The organism is Runella sp. (assembly GCF_965279615.1).
Classification (GTDB): Bacteria; Bacteroidota; Bacteroidia; order Cytophagales; family Spirosomataceae; genus Runella.
Genome location: NZ_OZ257252.1, coordinates 3,847,573 through 3,860,207, shown reverse-complemented (window position 1 = coordinate 3,860,207; position 12,635 = coordinate 3,847,573). Strand labels below are relative to the sequence as shown.

Sequence of the window (12,635 nt, the reverse complement as noted above, 5' to 3'; positions counted from 1 at the left end):
TCAAGCCGGGGAGAATTTGTAACAAAGCCGGGCAGGATTTTGAGCCAGGCAGGATTTTAAATCCTGCCTGACTCTGATGCGAATTTACAATTCGCGCTATTTACTTTTTTACATTATCCAAATTGAAGTGAAGGCCTACATTCTCACGTCGCGCCATCGCCATTTTGAGCACCAAATACGAAACATTGATCATGTTGCGAAGTTCCATGATCGGAACCGACACTTTTGACTGCCAATACAATTCTTCGTGCTCTTTAAAAATAAGCTCTACGCGATCATGCGCACGCTTCAGACGACGATTGGTTCGCACAATCCCGACGTAATTTGACATGATGGCTTCTAATTCTTTCGTCATTTCGGTGACCAAAATCGCTTCTTCCGGATGTGTGGTTCCTTCGTCGTTCCATTCAGGAATATTGTCCGGGATAAGTGCACCCGTTAGGTTTTCGATTGTTTTCTCGAATGCCCGATGCGCAAATACTACCGCTTCAAGCAGCGAATTGGATGCTAAACGGTTGGCGCCGTGTAGGCCTGTACAGGCACATTCGCCCGTGGCATAGAGGTAGAAAATATTGGTTTGCCCAAACTCATTGACCTTGATCCCGCCGCACATGTAATGTTGAGCAGGAACAACGGGAATGTAATCTTTACGAATGTCGATGCCCAGATTGTCGCGACAATAAGCGGTGATATTGGGGAAATGTTCGATAAATTTCTCGTAATCGCAATGGGTAACGTCAATGTAAACGTGTTCGTCACCGTATTTTTTCATTTCGGAGTCAATGGAACGTGCCACAATATCACGCGGAGCAAGTGACAGGCGCGGGTCGTAATGCTCCATAAACGTATCTCCTTTTTTATTCCGCAAAATTCCGCCAAACCCTCTCACGGCTTCTGAAATAAGGAAATTAGGTTTTTTGCCGGGTTGATAAAGCGCCGTAGGGTGAAACTGGATAAACTCCATATTGTCGCAAACGCCTTTGGCACGGTAGGCCATCGCTATTCCGTCGCCGGTAGCAATGCGCGGATTGGTGGTGTTTTGGTAAATATTGCCGATTCCACCCGTTGCCAACATCGTGGTTTTCGCCAAAAATTTCTCAACTTCTCCCGTTTTTGTGTTCAAAACATATGCACCGAAGCATTTAATGTCATCGCGGTGACGATAGACGGTTTCACCCAAATGGTGTTGGGTGATCAGATCAACGGCGAAATAATGCGTAAAAATCTGAATGGAAGCATGACTCTTTACTTCACTTAGCAATGCTCGTTCAATTTCGGCACCGGTTGCATCTTTGAAGTGCAAAATACGGTGATCAGAATGTCCTCCTTCTTTGGCGAGATCATACTCGCCGTCGGCTTCTTTATCAAACCGAGTGCCGTACGAAATCAACTCCATGATACGTTCCGGGGCTTCTTTGACCACAATTTCTACGATGTTGCGTTTGCTGATTCCACCGCCCGCCACCATCGTATCGTCGATGTGTTTTTCGAAAGAATCTTCTTCTGCCCACACGGCCGCAATACCGCCCTGAGCGTACTTTGTGTTGGTTTCTTCGGCTTGTACTTTGGTGATGACCGCAATGGAAACTTTTTCGTTTTGCGCATCAAAATGCCGGGCCAATTTGGCTGCATAGCTCAAGCCGGCGATGCCGGAGCCAATCACTAAAAAATCGAATTGAGGCATATAAAAATAATTTTCAATGTACTGGTGCGAGTTATACGTTTCGGGCAGTAAATGCCTCTTCAATAGGACACTGCTCTGCCACTGCAAGAATAAAGAATAAATCACTAATAATTTAATTTTCAGAATCATTTTGTGATTCAAAAACCAAACCGCTATATTTGCAGTCCGATTTTCGCCTCAAAATGCCCGTTTATATAGTTAATTAATTGATTTTCAACGAAAAAAGTAATAACTAAAGTGGATACACTCAGTTACAAAACCGTATCGGCTAACTCCGCTACCGTCCAAAAGGACTGGATAGTGGTCGATGCTAACGGCGAAATTTTAGGTCGTTTGGCTAGCCAAATTGCCAAAATTTTGCGTGGAAAGCACAAGCCTTATTTTACCCCGCACGTAGATTGCGGAGACAATGTGATTGTCATCAACGCCGACAAAATTCGTTTGACAGGCAAGAAAATGACCGACAAAGAATACGTTCGCCACACAGGACATCCGGGTGGACAGCGTTTCGCTACTCCTCGTGAGATCTTGGACAAACACCCACACCGCGTCGTTGAGATGGCCGTGAAAGGGATGCTTCCTAAGAACCGTTTGGGACGTCGTATGTTTACTAACCTGTATGTATATGCAGGTGGAGAGCATCCGCATTCGGCTCAACAACCTAAAGAGATCAAGTTTTAAAAAACGAGTTCGTTAAGAGTTAGCACGCTGACTTTTAACCACTAAAAATAAAAAAATGGAAGTTACTAACACAGTAGGTAGAAGAAAAACTTCAGTGGCTCGTGTATATGTATCAGCCGGGCAAGGCAACATCAAGGTCAATGGCCGTGAGTTTGCTGAGTATTTCCCTGTTGAAACACTTCAAATCATTTTGAAGCAACCGTTGACCACCGTTAATGTAGCAGCAAGCTACGACATTAAAGTAAATGTTCGCGGAGGTGGTATCAGAGGTCAGGCAGAAGCCACTCGTATGGCAATTGCCCGTGCCTTGTGTGAAATCAACGGCGACTTTCGTCCTGCATTGAAAAAAGAAGGATTCCTGACGCGTGATGCACGTATGGTTGAACGTAAAAAATACGGTCGCGCCAAAGCTCGTCGTCGGTTCCAGTTCTCTAAACGTTAATATCATTGTTGGTCACTGTCAGTTCGGTATTCTTTGGGACTTTTTCCTGCATGCCTGCTGATAATGATTAACTGACATATACGTCCAGGCCGCGCTTATCGTGTCCGATGTGTGGTGCTGCACACTTTTAAGATCCTCCGTTGGTGAGGATTAATTTCAAAACATTTATCAAAACAAAAAAATGGCACAATTAGAGTATAAAGACCTGTTGGATGCAGGCGTACATTTTGGTCACTTGACCCGTAAGTGGGATCCCCGGATGGCTCCATACATTTTCATGGAGAAAAACGGAATCCATATCATCGACCTTAACAAAACCATTGCTTCATTGGATGAGGCATGTCACTATGTTAAAAGCGTAGTACGTTCAGGACGTAAAGTGATGTTTGTCGCTACCAAAAAACAAGCCCAGGAAATCGTATCGGAAGAAGCGCGTCGTTTGAAGATGCCATTCGTAACGGAACGTTGGTTGGGTGGTATGTTGACCAACTTCGCCACTATTCGTAAGTCATTGAAAAAAATGCAGAGTTTGGACAAAATGCTTAGCGACGAGTCTACTGCAAGCAACATCGCAAAACGTGAGCGTCTTATCAAAGGTCGTGAGAAGGATAAATTGGAGCGTTTGTTGGGTGGTGTATCTGACTTGACCCGTTTGCCTGCTGCTTTGTTTATTGTGGATGTAAAACGCGAGCACATCGCCGTTGCCGAAGCAAAACGTCTGAACATTCCAGTCATTGCCATGTGTGATACTAACTCTAACCCTAACGAGGTAGATTACGTGATCCCTGCCAATGATGATGCGTACAAATCAATTTCGTTGATTACACTAGCGATCGGAAAAGCAATTGAGGAAGGCTTATTGGAACGCAAGCAGGAGCGTGATGATGCGCGTTTAGCAGAGGAAGAAGATGCAAAACGTGCAGGAGATGAAAGTGGTGATGTAGTAGTAGAAGCGCCAAAAGCCGCTATTGAGTCAGAAACCGAAGAATAAAAACCTTCGACTATATAATTCCGCTTCGGCGGCGGTCGGCACAGCCGTCCAATCGGATAGCCCGTAGCCTTCTATAAGCTATGGGCTATTCCGTTTAACGATTTCATAAAGTAAGTATTGAGTACAAAGTAGAGGGGATTACGTAATTTTACCATTTACTTATTTTGTTGCCACTCAATGCATTAGATACATTACTCATTACTAAAATCAAAAATTTAAGCAAATGGCTATCACAGCAGCAGATGTTAACAAGCTTCGTCAAATGACCGGTGCAGGTATGATGGATTGTAAAAAAGCCCTTACCGAAGCCGATGGTGATTTTGAGCAGGCAGTTGACATTCTTCGTAAACAAGGCCAGAAAGTGGCCGCTAAACGTGCCGACAACGTAGTTTCTGAAGGCATTGTCTTGGTACACGTTAGTCCGGATGGTACTAACGGTAAAATCGTAGGTTTGGCCTGCGAAACAGAACCGGTATCCAAAGTAGAAAGTTTCCAAAATATGGCAACCAATATCATGAGCCAGGCAGTGGCCGGAAATGCTCCTGATAAAGAAGCGTTGCTTGCTACTTCTCAAGCTGACGGTCGTACGCTTGCTGAGCATATTACTGAGCTTATCGGTAAAATTGGTGAAAAACTTGAACTGATCGCCTACGAAAACGTATCGGCAGACGTAGTAAGTTCTTACGTTCACTCTAATAATAAACGTGGCGTATTGGTTGCTTTTACGGGCGTAAATGGTGCGGATCTTTCAGAAGTTGGCCGTGACATTGCAATGCAGGTTGCTGCCATGAAACCGATTGCGGTTGATAAAGGTGACGTAGATGCTGCGGTCATTGAGCGTGAGATCGAAGTTGGTAAAGAACTTGCCCGCAATGAAGGCAAAGCAGAAGCAATGCTTGAAAAAATTGCTCTGGGTCGTTTGAACAAATTTTACAAAGAAAGCACTTTGTTGAATCAGGAATTCATCAAAGACGGTTCTTTAACCATTTCTCAATTGCTTGATAAAACGCAAAAAGGATTGACCGTGACAACCTTTAAGCACATAGCAATTGGTGCATAATTAAAAAGTCATAGTTTTTGAAAGCCCCGGAGTAATTTTCGGGGCTTTTTGTGTCTTTTTCCTGCTGATTATCACCCGAAAACGGTTGAAATTAAATAATATTAGTGCAAAAGCCTTATTTTTATCTCATAATGACTTATCTCATTATTTTTAATGCAAAATCAGGTAAAAATTACAAATTTTTCTTCTCATTTTGTTACTAAGCCCCCCTTCCTGCGTCATAATGAGCGTACACTCGATTGGAATGAAAAACTATACTGACGAGCAGTTGGTGCGTTTATACGTTGATACCCAACGTAACCCTTTCTTTGAAGAACTATATGACCGCTATGCCGATAAGGTATATCGTAAATGCCTTTCGTTTGTAAAAGATCAGGCGAAAGCAGAAGACTTTACCCATGATATTTTCTTAAAGCTGATTGTACGGGTAGGGTCATTTAAAGAAAATTCTAAATTTTCGACATGGCTATTCTCAATTACGTACAATTATTGTATGGATCAATTGAGAACTACAAGGAAACTTGCAGAGGATGAATTGACGGAAGGCATTGATTTAATTGATGACTCGGATGATATCAACGAAATGGAAATGGATGCAAAACGTCTTCGTGAAGTACTCGGCGGGCTATCTCATGAAGAGCGCACCATTGTCCTGATGAAGTATCAGGATGAATTTAGCATTAAAGATATAGCAGATACCTTTGGCCTCACTGAAAGTGCTGTCAAAATGAGACTTAAACGGACACGTGAGAAATTGCGTAAGAAATATGCGGAAAGTTTGCTATTTACTACACTATTAGTAAGTAAAGTACTTATTTTACTCAAATGGTGGGCAAAACACTAAACCTGTTTAGGTTCTCAACAATTATGAATAACAGTTTTTTTGATATTGATCCCGATGATAAAGTGCCTGAATCGCTGAAAAAAGCGTTGGTTTCAGAAATAGATACACTGCGTAATACATTTGAAATTGTTACACTGTTTGTCAGCCATTTCTTTAGTGCAGCAGAAGTCATGATTAACCCTGATAAGCCAAACGACGAATCAAAATAAAACCTTTACTGATGAAAGAATTGCCTAATTTAAAAGAAGTATTGATCAGCACTTTAACAAAGCTGATCAATCAGTTTGCTGAATTTGTACCACGATTTATTTTCGCTTTTTTTATATTATTTATTGGATATGCTGTAGCCAAGATATTAGCAATTGTCACTAAAAAAATATTAGAACGGGTAGGTTTCGACAAAATTGGGGATAAACTCAATGAAATAAGTATTGTAAAACAACTGCAAACTGAAATTAAGTTAAGCCAAATCGTATCCAAAGTTCTGTATTATTTCATAATGCTTGGTTTTGTGACGGATGCTACTAAAACATTGGGCATAGGGGCAATTACAAGTCTGGTTGAAAAATTAGTCAATTTTGTGCCACAACTTATTGTAGCAGCAATCATGCTTCAAATTGGCGTACTTGTGGCAGAGGCCATTAAAAATGCAGTGACTTCTATTTGTAAATCCTTTAATGTTCCTTCTGCTAAATTAATCGGCAATATAGTTTTCGCCTTTTTTGTAATCATAACCCTTATAAGCGCTTTGGGTCAGGCAGGTATTAATACCGAGTTATTGGAATCCAGTTTTAATTTGCTCATCGGAGGAATCATATTTGCCTTTGCGGTAGGATATGGATTTGCTTCTCGTGATGTTCTGGCCAATATCCTATCTTCGTTTTATACCAAAAATCGTTATCGTGAAGGCCAGACCATAAAGGTAGATGAAACAAAAGGAATCATTACAGGCCTTGATAGCACTACATTGACGCTCCAAACCGGCGAAACGAAAACAATATTTCCGCTCCAAACACTTCAATCGAAAAAAGTGGAAGTATTTGAAAACGAATAAATTTTTTGCAAACTTATTTTTTTTAAGCTATGAAAACCGGATTTCCCTGTTTTGTTATTTCGTTGTGCTTTCTATGTATATTTTCTTTTAGTGCTTCAGCACAGGAAGAAGCAGTAAAAGATACAAGTTATTGGAAGAAAGCCTCAAAATTTGGCCTTAACCTTAGTCAGGGAACATTCAGTAACAGTTGGCAGGGAGGTGGAATAAATAACATTGCTTTTGGAGTTTACCTAAATTCTAAAGGTGAATACACCAAAGGATTGGATAACTGGGTGAATGATTTTCAGTTTCAGCTGGGAGCCATTAAGAATAAAGAAGATGATTTTCGAAAAAGTATAGATCGTTTGTTTTTTGATACTAAATACGGACGACAACTGCACGCCGATTCAAAATGGTATTTCATTGGTACTCTTAACTTTCTTTCACAGATTTCCAATGGTCGCGACTATAAGGATGAACGTGCGCCATTCATTTCTGCTTTTTTTACGCCGGCGTATTTGACGGAAGCTATTGGTTTAGAATGGAAGCCCACCAAATTCTTCAATATGCAATTTTCGCCGGGAGCGGTTCGGCAAACCATCTTAGGCAATAAAAACCTGTACAAGTCCATAGACCTTCTGACTCCTGAATATAAATTCTCTAATTACGGTGTTGAACGCGGAAAGTCTGTCCGAAATGAGATTGCGCTTATGCAACTTGTGATGAACTTTGATAAAGATATAGCCAAAGATGTCAACTTTAAATGGCGATATCAGGGGTTTGCAAGCACAAAGGATCTGAAAGCCATTGACAATCGTTTGGATGCGCAGCTAACGGCCAAATTTGCCAAATATTTCAATGTTAATCTGGGCCTGATCGCTATTTATGATCAAGACCAAGTAGCAAAAATGCAGCTGGCACAATCGATCAACTTTGGATTTTTGTATAGTTGGTAGTTGACTTTCTTACTATTATCCCTATATTCACTCTTATTTGTTCTTAAAATCTCTAACCCTATTTTATTATGCTTAAAGAATTTAAAACATTTATTGCGCAAGGAAACGTTCTTGACTTGTCAGTTGGGGTTCTTATTGGTGCTGCTTTTGGAAAAGTAGTAGCTGCTTTTATGGATGATATTATTAACCCTATTTTGGGGCTTGCGGTTGGTGGAGTTGATTTCTCGGCTCTTAAAGTAGTTTTAAAAGCGGCTGATCCGGCGGCAGGTGTAGCCGAAGTAGCCGTTCGTTACGGAAGTTTCTTGAACGTAATTATTCAATTCTTAATGACCATGTGGGTAATTTACCTGATTGTGAAATTGGCAAATAAAGCTAAATTGTCCGGTTCACTGGCTCCTAAAGAATAACTGCAAAGTTTATAAGTACAAAAACCCCTTTTGCAGACTTGCAAAAGGGGTTTTTTGTTATACGTATTTCTACGTGTTTTATCAAGTGGTAGTACTGATTTCGTTTGCCAAGTCTTGTTGTAAGTATTTAATAATCAAATAATTATAAGCTTGTAGGTATTTTTACGTGTTTTTTTGGCGATTTTTTTTGTAGTACGTTTGTCATGTCGATTCGACGTCCCTACTACTTCTTAATCACAATAAATCAACACGATCATGAATACGCAACCTTTATTCAATAGTTTCCTTTCTGAAAAGGCGGTCAGCACTACGGCGATACACAGCATCATTATTCCAAACGGGAATCATCAGGTAGTAATTCAAACAGATCAGTTGATGTGCATGGAAGGATGTGGCAATTATACGTTTCTTTATACCAATGATGGCAAAAGATATTTAGTGTCAAAAACATTGAAAAGCTATGCGGCAATTCTGGATGAGCAGATGTTTTTGCGGGTACACAAATCGTGGATCATCAATTTGAAATACTTGCAGGAATTTTGTGAGTATGAGCGTTCACTTAAATTACGCGGGGGAAGAGAGATAGCCATCTCACGCCGCCGTATCCGTGAGGTGTGTGAAGTACTCACACCGATCGTCAATTGTGCATAGTCTTGAGAATACTATATTTTAGTGGGTTAATTGGTAATACAGCCGCTCCGATATCGGAGCGGCTTGTTTATTTTTTAGAACAGTACAAAACCGGCGGTCAACTGCCAAAGCGATACTTTGCTGTTAAACTGCGCATTGCTTTGCAGATCAAACTGAGAAATATTTGAAAAACCACTTTCGTAGCGAAGATCAAGATTGAAAGAGCGAATATCTAAGCCTACGCCCGCCTGAAAGCCAAACGTGGCCTGCTCAATGGTTTTATTGACGTTTTGGCTTGTGTACATTTTGAGCGCATCGCCCAGTTGGCTGCCCTGTGCTATGTTAAGTGAAGCCATCGGGCCGGCATTAAGTCGTAAGGGGCCAACTTTCAGTCCTATTAAAACCGGAATATCAATCTGACTGAATTTAACATTCACATTGACGGGCGTAGTACTGCCGTTTTTAAGAATTTCAAACGTACCGCCCTTTGATGATAAAAGAACTTCGGGTTGAATGAATATCTTCCGTCCAATGCGGGCATAGGCGCCTATGACATATCCTGTTCTGTTGGTAGAATTAGTTTTAAAAAAATCCATTGTTGATGCCCCTGGGCGCGATATGCTGAGGTCTTGCGTCTCTAACTTGGAAAAATTGGCACCACCTCTGATACCGATAAAGATCAATTTGCGATTGAACTGTGCCGTTGCCTGTAATGCGCAAAAAAATGCCAGTACAAAAATTACCTTTTTCATGGTTGTTAATAGAGTTATAATATGAATATAATGACCGATTAACGCCTGCAAAGGGTACGAGATTGTTCGGGAATTTTTTAAATTTGAGAAAGGTTGCCAATCTTAATTAAAATTTACACTTCTTAAAGCCACCTAACCATTCATAATAATACTGTAAAACGATCTCAAAGAACCCTCTACCTTTGATGCATCAAATCTCCGAAAGCAATCCTACCAATGTAGAAACTTGATTTTCAACATACTTCAATGTCAAAGGCCGATAACTAAGTCCTGCCCTTTTGACTCAAAGGATTTCTCTAACTTGCACGTAGTTACAATTTTCATCTTTGTAATCAATTAATCACTATTAACAATCATTAACCAACATGGAACCTCAACAAGAACGCGGTTTTTGGTCACAACTGACTACAGTTTCTAAAGTCCTGATTTTTTTAATCGTTATTGCAGTACTGGGAGGCTCAGCCTGGTACATTTTCAACAGCGGTAAAGAAGATGCTGCAACTACTAAATCAGCAACGCTTTCAGACTCAATTGCCTCCGACAATACAAGTACAACGGTAATGACTGATTCTGTGGCGTCGGATATAAATACATCGGCTAAATCGGAAAAGGTAGAAACCGCAGTGGATGAAGCTCCTGTGAAAACAAAGGAGCACGTTGAAAAAGCAGCGGCGATCAAAAAGCTGAAAACAAAATCGGTCGTAAAAAAATCAACGTCGGCTAAATCGGAGTCAACTCCTGCCAAGCCCAAAAAGAAAACGAAAAACAACGAAGACGTAGAAGTGGATATTTAATTGATACCAATTAGTGATTCATCGCGTAAATCGAAAAAATATGAAAAAACAGTTAAATAAATGGCTCCTCCTGACCGTTGCTTTTCTTACAGTGACGCTTGGAACCATGGCGCAAACGCCCAAATATGTAGGCTATCGGGGTGGATTTGATATTGGTTCTCAGGGTGTTAAACTATCAGTCATTGGCTTTTATTTTCAAAATTCCAAACTGCGTTACAAACTGGTTTACGACCGTCAGGAAACCGTTGGGTTGGTGAAAGGAATGGAGACCAACGGCGGTAAACTTCGCCCTGCCGATATTCAGGAAGCAATTGCCTTTGTGCAGGAAATGATGGAAGATGCAAAATCAGCCTATAAATTAAGCAATCAGGACTTCATTATTTACGCTTCTTCGGGGGTGAACATTGCACCTAACATTGCGGACTTAGATGCGTTGGCGCAAAAAAATTTAAACATGCGTATCAACATTAACATGCCCGCCAAAGTTGAAGCTACGTACGGTGCGCGTGCAGGTTTAGCGCGTGAGGATTTTGATTCAGCCATTTTGGTTGACATTGGAGGTGGCAATACAAAAGGCGGTATTTTGCAAAAGTACATTGGAGCCGACGGACGTGAACGTTATACCTTTAAATCGTATAATATTGAATTTGGCGCACGTCGCCTTTCGGAAAGAATCCAGAAGCGTACAAGTTCTTTTGAAACCTATGCAAAAGACCTTAAAAGCATGGTAGAAGATTCCATCGCGCCGCTTATACGTTCGTCGTTGAATGATAATCCTGAGATTCGTTCTGCTTCTCGTAACATTGTTTATACAACGGGCGGGGTTTCTTATCAATTCATTACGTGGTTGACTCCCGAGAAAGTACAGGAAGAAATCATTGAGTACAAATACGATGACCTGCTCAATTTCTACAATATGCTACAAACGGCTGATGGATGGGCAGAATTTGAAACGCGTAAATATGACTCGATCAAAGATGCAAAGTTGAAAGAACTCATGGTGCGGGACCTTGATAAAGCCACCAAAAAAGTATATAATAGAGATGCATGTTTGGCCGGGATTTCATTAGTATTGCAAGCCGCAAAAGAAATTGGTAATCCCGAACGCAAAACGTTTTACTTTACACGCGATGCCTATTGGATCAACACCGCTGTGTATGATACGTATAAAGGAGATTTTAAACTCAAATAACTTTTTCTAAAAGCATTATAAACACTATTGTTCTCATGGAAAACAATCAAGCTTTAACCAAACTCTCTGATTTGCCGATTCTGAAACATTTGGAAGGCGGCGAAAACAAATTGAAAGTCCTGCCTCAAAATATGGCCAATTGGAAAAAAGGAGAGAAATCCATTGCCTGGTTTGTGGGTCTTATTCTCATATTGGGCCTCCTGTATGGTTTCTTTATGTTCGTTTTGCCCGTTATTGTGGCGGCTTTTACAAAGGCGTTGGCCGCATTGGTGGTGGTCGGAACCGTACTTTTCGGAATTATGTTGGCACCTTTTATTTTCAAAGTATTCCGACGTATTGTAAAAGGATTGCATAAATTCCTGATCAAAGTTGATCCTTTTGCTGAACTGGACGACCAACTTGGAAAGATGAAAGATTCTCGCCGCGAATTTGAAACTGTCAAAGCAGAAATAAACGCCTGTAAGATTCAGATGAAGCAGGAAGCTGTGAAAGCAGAGAAACTGGCCAAAGATGCAAGCCAAAAAGTAGTTTACTGTCAGGAAGAAGCTAAAATACTGAAAGCTAAACTGGACAAAATGCTCGAAAAAGGCGGTGATGCTGCTCGCGAAACCGATGATTTTGTGGAATTGGAAGGAAAGCTTAACGCCGCCATCGGTGACGGAAACAGATCGGTTTCGGAAGCGGAAACCTACCGGAGATTGGTAGATACCTTTGGTTCACGAGCCAATGTGTTTGCAAAATTGGATCGTAAACTGGTCGGTTACGGCCACGCTTTCGACGAGAAATTGAAGGATTTTGCGACCAGTATTAACCTGTTGAAAACCGAGTCACGCGCAATGGCTGCTGCTAACAATGCAACCACTCGCGCTCGTAATGTACTGGGACAAAACCAAGATTGGCAGCTGGATTATGCGTTGGAAGTGATTTCGGGTCAAATTGCCAGCGATATTGCGAATACGCAAGCCAACATCCGTGATTTGGATAGCATTGTAAAAGATTTCAATCCGACCGACGAACGCGCGTATGCTCGTCTTGAAACGTTTGCCAATCAAATTAAAGGAGGAGAGTTTGAAGTTAGTGATCCTAACCGCGTCTCTAACCCGAATTACAAACTTACCCCTGAGCAGAAAAATGCGGGTGGTGGGATCACCGATATTTTTTAATCAGTA

General features: G+C 41.1%; 15 protein-coding genes. 13 read left to right on the top strand and 2 right to left on the bottom strand.

The features are described from left to right. Positions 1-100: 100 nt before the first annotated feature. Positions 101-1,684, bottom strand: coding sequence for an L-aspartate oxidase (gene nadB / locus ACQY73_RS16335; RefSeq protein ID WP_428667980.1), 1,584 nt, complete (start codon positions 1,682-1,684; stop codon positions 101-103). A gap of 237 nt (positions 1,685-1,921) precedes the next feature. On the opposite strand from nadB, the gene rplM reads away from it, so the two are divergent. From rplM to ACQY73_RS16285, 10 genes are all read left to right on the top strand, one after another. Further along, positions 1,922-2,365, top strand: coding sequence for a 50S ribosomal protein L13 (rplM, locus tag ACQY73_RS16330; RefSeq protein ID WP_428667978.1), 444 nt, complete (start codon positions 1,922-1,924; stop codon positions 2,363-2,365). Between the two features lie 55 nt (positions 2,366-2,420). Then, a complete protein-coding gene (gene rpsI / locus ACQY73_RS16325) occupies positions 2,421-2,807 on the top strand; it encodes a 30S ribosomal protein S9 (protein WP_428667976.1) in 387 nt (128 codons plus the stop codon). Positions 2,808-2,988: 181 nt separating this feature from the next. Then, positions 2,989-3,798: a 30S ribosomal protein S2 gene (rpsB, locus tag ACQY73_RS16320; RefSeq protein WP_428667974.1), complete on the top strand. Its 810-nt coding sequence runs from the start codon at positions 2,989-2,991 to the stop codon at positions 3,796-3,798. 223 nt (positions 3,799-4,021) lie between these two features. After that, complete coding sequence (gene tsf, locus ACQY73_RS16315; RefSeq protein WP_428667972.1) at positions 4,022-4,858, top strand: translation elongation factor Ts; 837 nt, start codon at positions 4,022-4,024, stop codon at positions 4,856-4,858. 244 nt (positions 4,859-5,102) lie between these two features. After that, on the top strand, positions 5,103-5,702 hold the full coding sequence (locus ACQY73_RS16310; RefSeq protein ID WP_428667970.1) for an RNA polymerase sigma factor: 600 nt from the start codon (positions 5,103-5,105) through the stop codon (positions 5,700-5,702). Positions 5,703-5,725: 23 nt separating this feature from the next. Next, positions 5,726-5,911, top strand: coding sequence for a hypothetical protein (locus ACQY73_RS16305; protein WP_428667968.1), 186 nt, complete (start codon positions 5,726-5,728; stop codon positions 5,909-5,911). An 11-nt stretch (positions 5,912-5,922) separates the two neighbouring features. Continuing rightward, positions 5,923-6,756 carry a mechanosensitive ion channel family protein gene (locus ACQY73_RS16300; RefSeq protein ID WP_428667966.1) on the top strand — a complete coding sequence of 278 codons (834 nt, stop codon included), beginning with the start codon at positions 5,923-5,925 and terminating at the stop codon, positions 6,754-6,756. Positions 6,757-6,785: 29 nt separating this feature from the next. Continuing rightward, a complete protein-coding gene (locus tag ACQY73_RS16295) occupies positions 6,786-7,691 on the top strand; it encodes a DUF3078 domain-containing protein (protein WP_428667964.1) in 906 nt (301 codons plus the stop codon). 68 nt (positions 7,692-7,759) lie between these two features. Beyond that, entirely contained in the window at positions 7,760-8,098 is a 339-nt protein-coding gene (gene mscL / locus ACQY73_RS16290; RefSeq protein WP_428667962.1) for a large conductance mechanosensitive channel protein MscL, read from the top strand. 255 nt (positions 8,099-8,353) lie between these two features. Then, positions 8,354-8,749, top strand: a complete 396-nt coding sequence (locus tag ACQY73_RS16285; protein ID WP_428667960.1) for a LytR/AlgR family response regulator transcription factor — start codon at positions 8,354-8,356, stop codon at positions 8,747-8,749. Between the two features lie 74 nt (positions 8,750-8,823). Here ACQY73_RS16285 and ACQY73_RS16280 read toward each other — a convergent pair whose 3' ends face one another. Further along, on the bottom strand, positions 8,824-9,480 hold the full coding sequence (locus ACQY73_RS16280) for a porin family protein (RefSeq protein ID WP_428667958.1): 657 nt from the start codon (positions 9,478-9,480) through the stop codon (positions 8,824-8,826). Between the two features lie 365 nt (positions 9,481-9,845). Here ACQY73_RS16280 and ACQY73_RS16275 point away from each other — a divergent pair, with 365 nt between their 5' ends. From ACQY73_RS16275 to ACQY73_RS16265, 3 genes are read left to right on the top strand one after another with little or no spacing between them, the layout of a single operon-like run. Then, a complete protein-coding gene (locus ACQY73_RS16275) occupies positions 9,846-10,274 on the top strand; it encodes a hypothetical protein (protein ID WP_428667956.1) in 429 nt (142 codons plus the stop codon). A gap of 40 nt (positions 10,275-10,314) precedes the next feature. Continuing rightward, positions 10,315-11,466, top strand: coding sequence for a hypothetical protein (locus tag ACQY73_RS16270; RefSeq protein WP_428667954.1), 1,152 nt, complete (start codon positions 10,315-10,317; stop codon positions 11,464-11,466). 35 nt (positions 11,467-11,501) lie between these two features. Continuing rightward, positions 11,502-12,629: a hypothetical protein gene (locus tag ACQY73_RS16265; RefSeq protein WP_428667952.1), complete on the top strand. Its 1,128-nt coding sequence runs from the start codon at positions 11,502-11,504 to the stop codon at positions 12,627-12,629. Positions 12,630-12,635 lie beyond the last annotated feature (6 nt).

Bases quoted from the DNA above. Each gene is read 5' to 3' on its own strand.
- ACQY73_RS16285 (WP_428667960.1), top strand. From the start codon at position 8,354: ATGAATACGCAACCTTTATTCAATAGTTTCCTTTCTGAAAAGGCGGTC.
- ACQY73_RS16270 (WP_428667954.1), top strand. From the start codon at position 10,315: ATGAAAAAACAGTTAAATAAATGGCTCCTCCTGACCGTTGCTTTTCTT.
- rpsB (WP_428667974.1), top strand. From the start codon at position 2,989: ATGGCACAATTAGAGTATAAAGACCTGTTGGATGCAGGCGTACATTTT.
- ACQY73_RS16295 (WP_428667964.1), top strand. From the start codon at position 6,786: ATGAAAACCGGATTTCCCTGTTTTGTTATTTCGTTGTGCTTTCTATGT.
- ACQY73_RS16310 (WP_428667970.1), top strand. From the start codon at position 5,103: ATGAAAAACTATACTGACGAGCAGTTGGTGCGTTTATACGTTGATACC.
- ACQY73_RS16265 (WP_428667952.1), top strand. From the start codon at position 11,502: ATGGAAAACAATCAAGCTTTAACCAAACTCTCTGATTTGCCGATTCTG.
- ACQY73_RS16300 (WP_428667966.1), top strand. From the start codon at position 5,923: ATGAAAGAATTGCCTAATTTAAAAGAAGTATTGATCAGCACTTTAACA.
- rpsI (WP_428667976.1), top strand. From the start codon at position 2,421: ATGGAAGTTACTAACACAGTAGGTAGAAGAAAAACTTCAGTGGCTCGT.
- tsf (WP_428667972.1), top strand. From the start codon at position 4,022: ATGGCTATCACAGCAGCAGATGTTAACAAGCTTCGTCAAATGACCGGT.
- ACQY73_RS16275 (WP_428667956.1), top strand. From the start codon at position 9,846: ATGGAACCTCAACAAGAACGCGGTTTTTGGTCACAACTGACTACAGTT.
- ACQY73_RS16280 (WP_428667958.1), bottom strand. From the start codon at position 9,480: ATGAAAAAGGTAATTTTTGTACTGGCATTTTTTTGCGCATTACAGGCA.
- ACQY73_RS16305 (WP_428667968.1), top strand. From the start codon at position 5,726: ATGAATAACAGTTTTTTTGATATTGATCCCGATGATAAAGTGCCTGAA.
- mscL (WP_428667962.1), top strand. From the start codon at position 7,760: ATGCTTAAAGAATTTAAAACATTTATTGCGCAAGGAAACGTTCTTGAC.
- nadB (WP_428667980.1), bottom strand. From the start codon at position 1,684: ATGCCTCAATTCGATTTTTTAGTGATTGGCTCCGGCATCGCCGGCTTG.